This window comes from Mycobacterium sp. 1245801.1, assembly GCF_001673055.1.
GTDB classification, from domain to species: Bacteria; Actinomycetota; Actinomycetes; order Mycobacteriales; family Mycobacteriaceae; genus Mycobacterium; species Mycobacterium europaeum_A.
This window is the reverse complement of record NZ_LZKY01000326.1, coordinates 1-3,770: the sequence shown is the minus strand read 5'-3', so window position 1 is coordinate 3,770 and position 3,770 is coordinate 1. Positions and strand designations below refer to the sequence as shown.

4 protein-coding genes are annotated in these 3,770 nt (G+C 63.3%); all 4 read right to left on the bottom strand.

From position 1 onward, the window contains the following. A partial coding sequence (locus A5622_RS20810) for a hypothetical protein (protein WP_197507930.1) occupies positions 1–561 on the bottom strand: 561 nt, incomplete at its 3' end. 6 nt (positions 562–567) lie between these two features. Beyond that, positions 568–984 carry a hypothetical protein gene (locus A5622_RS20805; RefSeq protein ID WP_066880956.1) on the bottom strand — a complete coding sequence of 139 codons (417 nt, stop codon included), beginning with the start codon at positions 982–984 and terminating at the stop codon, positions 568–570. Between the two features lie 18 nt (positions 985–1,002). Further along, positions 1,003–3,375, bottom strand: coding sequence for a serine hydrolase (locus tag A5622_RS30530; protein WP_066880954.1), 2,373 nt, complete (start codon positions 3,373–3,375; stop codon positions 1,003–1,005). Further along, positions 3,372–3,770: hypothetical protein (locus A5622_RS29810; RefSeq protein ID WP_197508060.1), on the bottom strand; the 399-nt coding region annotated here is incomplete at its 5' end. The genes A5622_RS30530 and A5622_RS29810, both read right to left, overlap by 4 nt.

Sequence of the window (3,770 nt, the reverse complement as noted above, 5' to 3'; positions counted from 1 at the left end):
GTTGGTGCCGATCTGCGCGATCAGGTCGCTTTCGCTGGCAGCCTGCTGACGACCGCTCAGCACAACTTGCGTGGACGCGGGACCGCAATCCCAATACTGTTCCTGCGGGGTGATCGAATGGTCGTAGTCGAGAACAAGTTCGGACACTGTTGGCTGCTCCTGGTCGTCGTCTAGGTACGCGGAAATCTCTGCTTCGGACGGCATGTTGGACGTGATGGATTCGATGTAGTGCTCCTGCGAAGGCTGGGCGTTGCCCTGCCAGTCGCTGGGGGAGCCGACCTGCCCCACCACCACGGCCATCCACTTGGCCTGGTCGTAGTCGGAGCCACCCTCGGGGAACGGACCGGCGACAGGAAGCCGATACTGAAGCTGGTCGGCCAGCGCCTTCACGTGACTGTCGAGGTCGGTGCCGATGCCAGGGAGTTGGTAGTCCACGAACCCCAAAGTGGGGTTACCTGAGGGGTTATCGCCTTCCGCTACGGCGAACCCGAGCAGCATCCGCCACATGCTCTGCACGATGCCGTACTTCCGGAATTCCTCGAGGAGTTCGGTGTTGATCATTGGCCGTTACCGCCGGAACAGTTTGTTGACGCCGTTGCTGATCCGCAACGTCAGGTCACCGTCATTGGGGGTAAGCGGCAGGTCGGCGCCTTCGTCGTGGTAGCTGATCAGGTCCGACGTGGCGGGGTCGCCGGTGTTGCGGAACACCGCGGCGGCAGCGCATTCGGTGGGCGGATCAGTTGCCGGCACATTCTCGAACACCGGGTCGTCGCAATCCACCGCGCCAGCCGTCGACGACTTGCCGCCCACCGCAGCGGAAACCGCGACGCGGGCGTCTTCGGGGATGTCCGACAGGAACTCATCACCAGCCGAATCCGCTGTGTACTTGGTGATGTCGAGAAGTACGAAGCAGATGTCGTCGTCGCGCCAACTGATGTCACCGTTGTTCGCTTTGTCGCGATACTTATCGTAGAGAAAACTCATGGGTTAATCCCTTTCGTGTCAGGCCCATTCGATGAGGGTGTATCCGTCGCCGCCCTTGCCACCTTGGACGCCGTTGCTGAAGTAGGCTTGGCCGGCGCCGCCGCCGCCGCCGCCGTACAGGCCGCCGTCGCCGCCGGGGCCGCTGTACGAGTTACCGCCGCCACCGCCGGCGCCGCCATGCCCTGCGGCCGCGTCGGCCGGTTTGGCGCCCGGGTTGCCGTGCAGCCCACCGGTTACGGTCTTGGAGTTGCCGCCGTTGCCGCCGGCCTGCGCGCCGCCCAGCGAGGGGCCGCCCACGCCGCCGCCCGCGCCGACGTCGTCGGTGGTGTCGCTCTCGCCCGAGTTCTTGCCGTTGTGGAGCTTGCCGGTGGCGTCTATGCCTGCGGCGGTTGCGATACCGCCGATGCCAGCCGTGCCACCGCCGGCAGTCAAGTTGACAGCACCAGATGTGAACATGGATGCGGTGCCGTTGCCGTTGCTTCCCCGGGCTGCGCCGATGCCACGTGTCACCGTGTAGGTGTCGCCGAGTACTTCCCTTGGCACCCAGATGCGGTCGACGCGGGAACCGCTGCCGCCGCCCCGTGTGACGCCAGCCCAGCCGCCGCCGTCCGTGGTGTTCGAACCTGCGGCGCCAGCACCGATGAGGGTGACCCAGCAGCCTTTCGCGCCAATCGGGACCGGCTGAGCTGTTTTGTTGGTGTTCTCCACCGTGAACGGCCTGTAACCACCTTCGGCGGTCAACTCACCGAAGGCGATCTGCGGCGGGATGCCAGGGAACGAATACTCCACATCCACAGGGCTCACCGTCACCTGCGGCGGGATGCTGTCAACGCGAATGGTTTGCGCTGCCCGGTAATTCGGGCGGTTCTGCGACCCCGGGTATAGATGCTGCGCGATGTCATACCAAATCCGGGACAGCGCCGCCAAAATGTATGGGGAGCTGGTTTGCATGTTCTCCCACACCGCGATGGTCGTTCCGGTCCGCGGCTCGAACATCACGCAGCAGTCATATCCAGGCCAGGATCCATCGCTGCCGTACCAGGAACCGACGTTGATGAAGCCGCCGAGGCCGTAGCCAAATTGGGCTGGACCGGAGTGGTCGGTTCCGTACCAGTCCGCCGCTCCTGCATCCGCGAAGGTCGCCATACGCAAGGCGTGTGACTCGGGAGTGAGGAGTGTTCCGTCCCTTAACTCTTGGCACCACTTCTGCAGATCGGCAAGGTTGGTCCACATGCAACCCGCGGCGTCGACATAACTCGGGTCCAGCGCGGTGATGTCGTTGTTGAACAGCGGCCCGATAATAGGAAGGCTAACCAGCGGATTAGCCCAGTACCCGTTAGCATGCGGGTTGGGGGCTACAGCGTTGGTCGGCCAGGACGTTTCCGTAAGTCCCAGCGGCACAAGGATGTCCTGCGTGATGACATCAATGCGTGACCTTCCGGTGACCGCCTCAAGGACATATCCGAGCAGCATGAAATTGCTGTTGGTGTACTGGTAGGCCGTTCCCGGGGTGAACCCCGACGGTTGGCTTCTGACGAACGCCAACCACTTCTCCCGTGGCCAGGGAAGCGTTGGCCACCAAAGCATTTGCCACACCATGCCGTCGATGTTGGTGTAGCCCTGCTCATTCACGACACCAGAGCGCATCATCAAGAGGTTTTGAATGGTGATGATGTTTCCGTTGGCCACGCCGCTGACGTACTTGTCCAGGGTGTCTGACAGTTTTAGCTTGCCCTGGTCAACCTGCATCAGGATCGCCGTCCCGATAAAACTTTTCATCACACTGCCCATGCGGAAGTGGTCATCAAGCGAGAGGGCTCGCCCGCCGATGGATGCTGTGCCGTACGCCTTGGCCATCGACCCTTTCGGACTGATGATGGACACCGCGGCGCCGGTCTGCCCCTGGTTCAATGCGCGGGTCACGATGGTGTCGATCGCGGCGATGTCCTCATCGGGCAGCGGATCGCCGGCCGTGTCATCACTTAGCGTGGTCACCGAAAGCGGCGCAGACGCAGCGGATTCAAACCCATCGGCATTGACAGACTTGGCGGTAAACGAGTATTCGGTTCCCGGCCAGAGCCCCGTGAAGACGAACGTGCGCGACGCCTGCGGGGTGGTGTTGTACTTCACGCCGTTGGCGTAGAAGTTGTATCGCGGGCCGGCGCCCGCCCCCACTGCGGTGACCGTTGCCGTGGTTTGGGTCACCGAGACGAACGTCAGCGATGTTGGCGCAGTGGGGATTGGGGCCTGCCCATCGGGTGACCACACCTGCTGGTAGGTGTCGCCGTTCCAGATGTACATGCCCTGCGGGTCAACGAATTCCGAGCCGTCCCATACCTGTGGGTGGGCGTCGGCGTACCCGGACTCCGATGACCCGGCGTACAGGGTCACGAGCCGGACTCCGGGACAACCACATACAGCACGCCGTCATCGCCCGTGGCGGGAAGCGTCGACCCCATCCACAAGCCCTTGGCGGCGCCGATCGCGGTAACCAGGCCCGTCAACACGCCCTCCAGGTCGGTAACGTCATCTATCGTGTGCGTGTGCGCCGACGGCGTGAACGTGGTGGGCTTTCCGGTGATCTGGCTCCAGTTCGAGGCGCCCGAAGGGCCTTGGATGCCCTGAATGCCTTGCACGCCTTGCGGTCCGCGGAATTGATATCCGGTGCCCTGACTAGGCCAGGCACCGGCCGTGCGGACGTACAGCAACCCGTCGGCGTTGACCACGTAGGCGTCGCCATTGGATGCTGTGCCGGGAAGGTCTGCGTAGGTGTCGACCGAACCTGT

Coding starts and splice junctions, on each gene's coding strand:
- A5622_RS20805 (WP_066880956.1), bottom strand. CDS start 984: ATGAGTTTTCTCTACGATAAGTATCGCGACAAAGCGAACAACGGTGAC.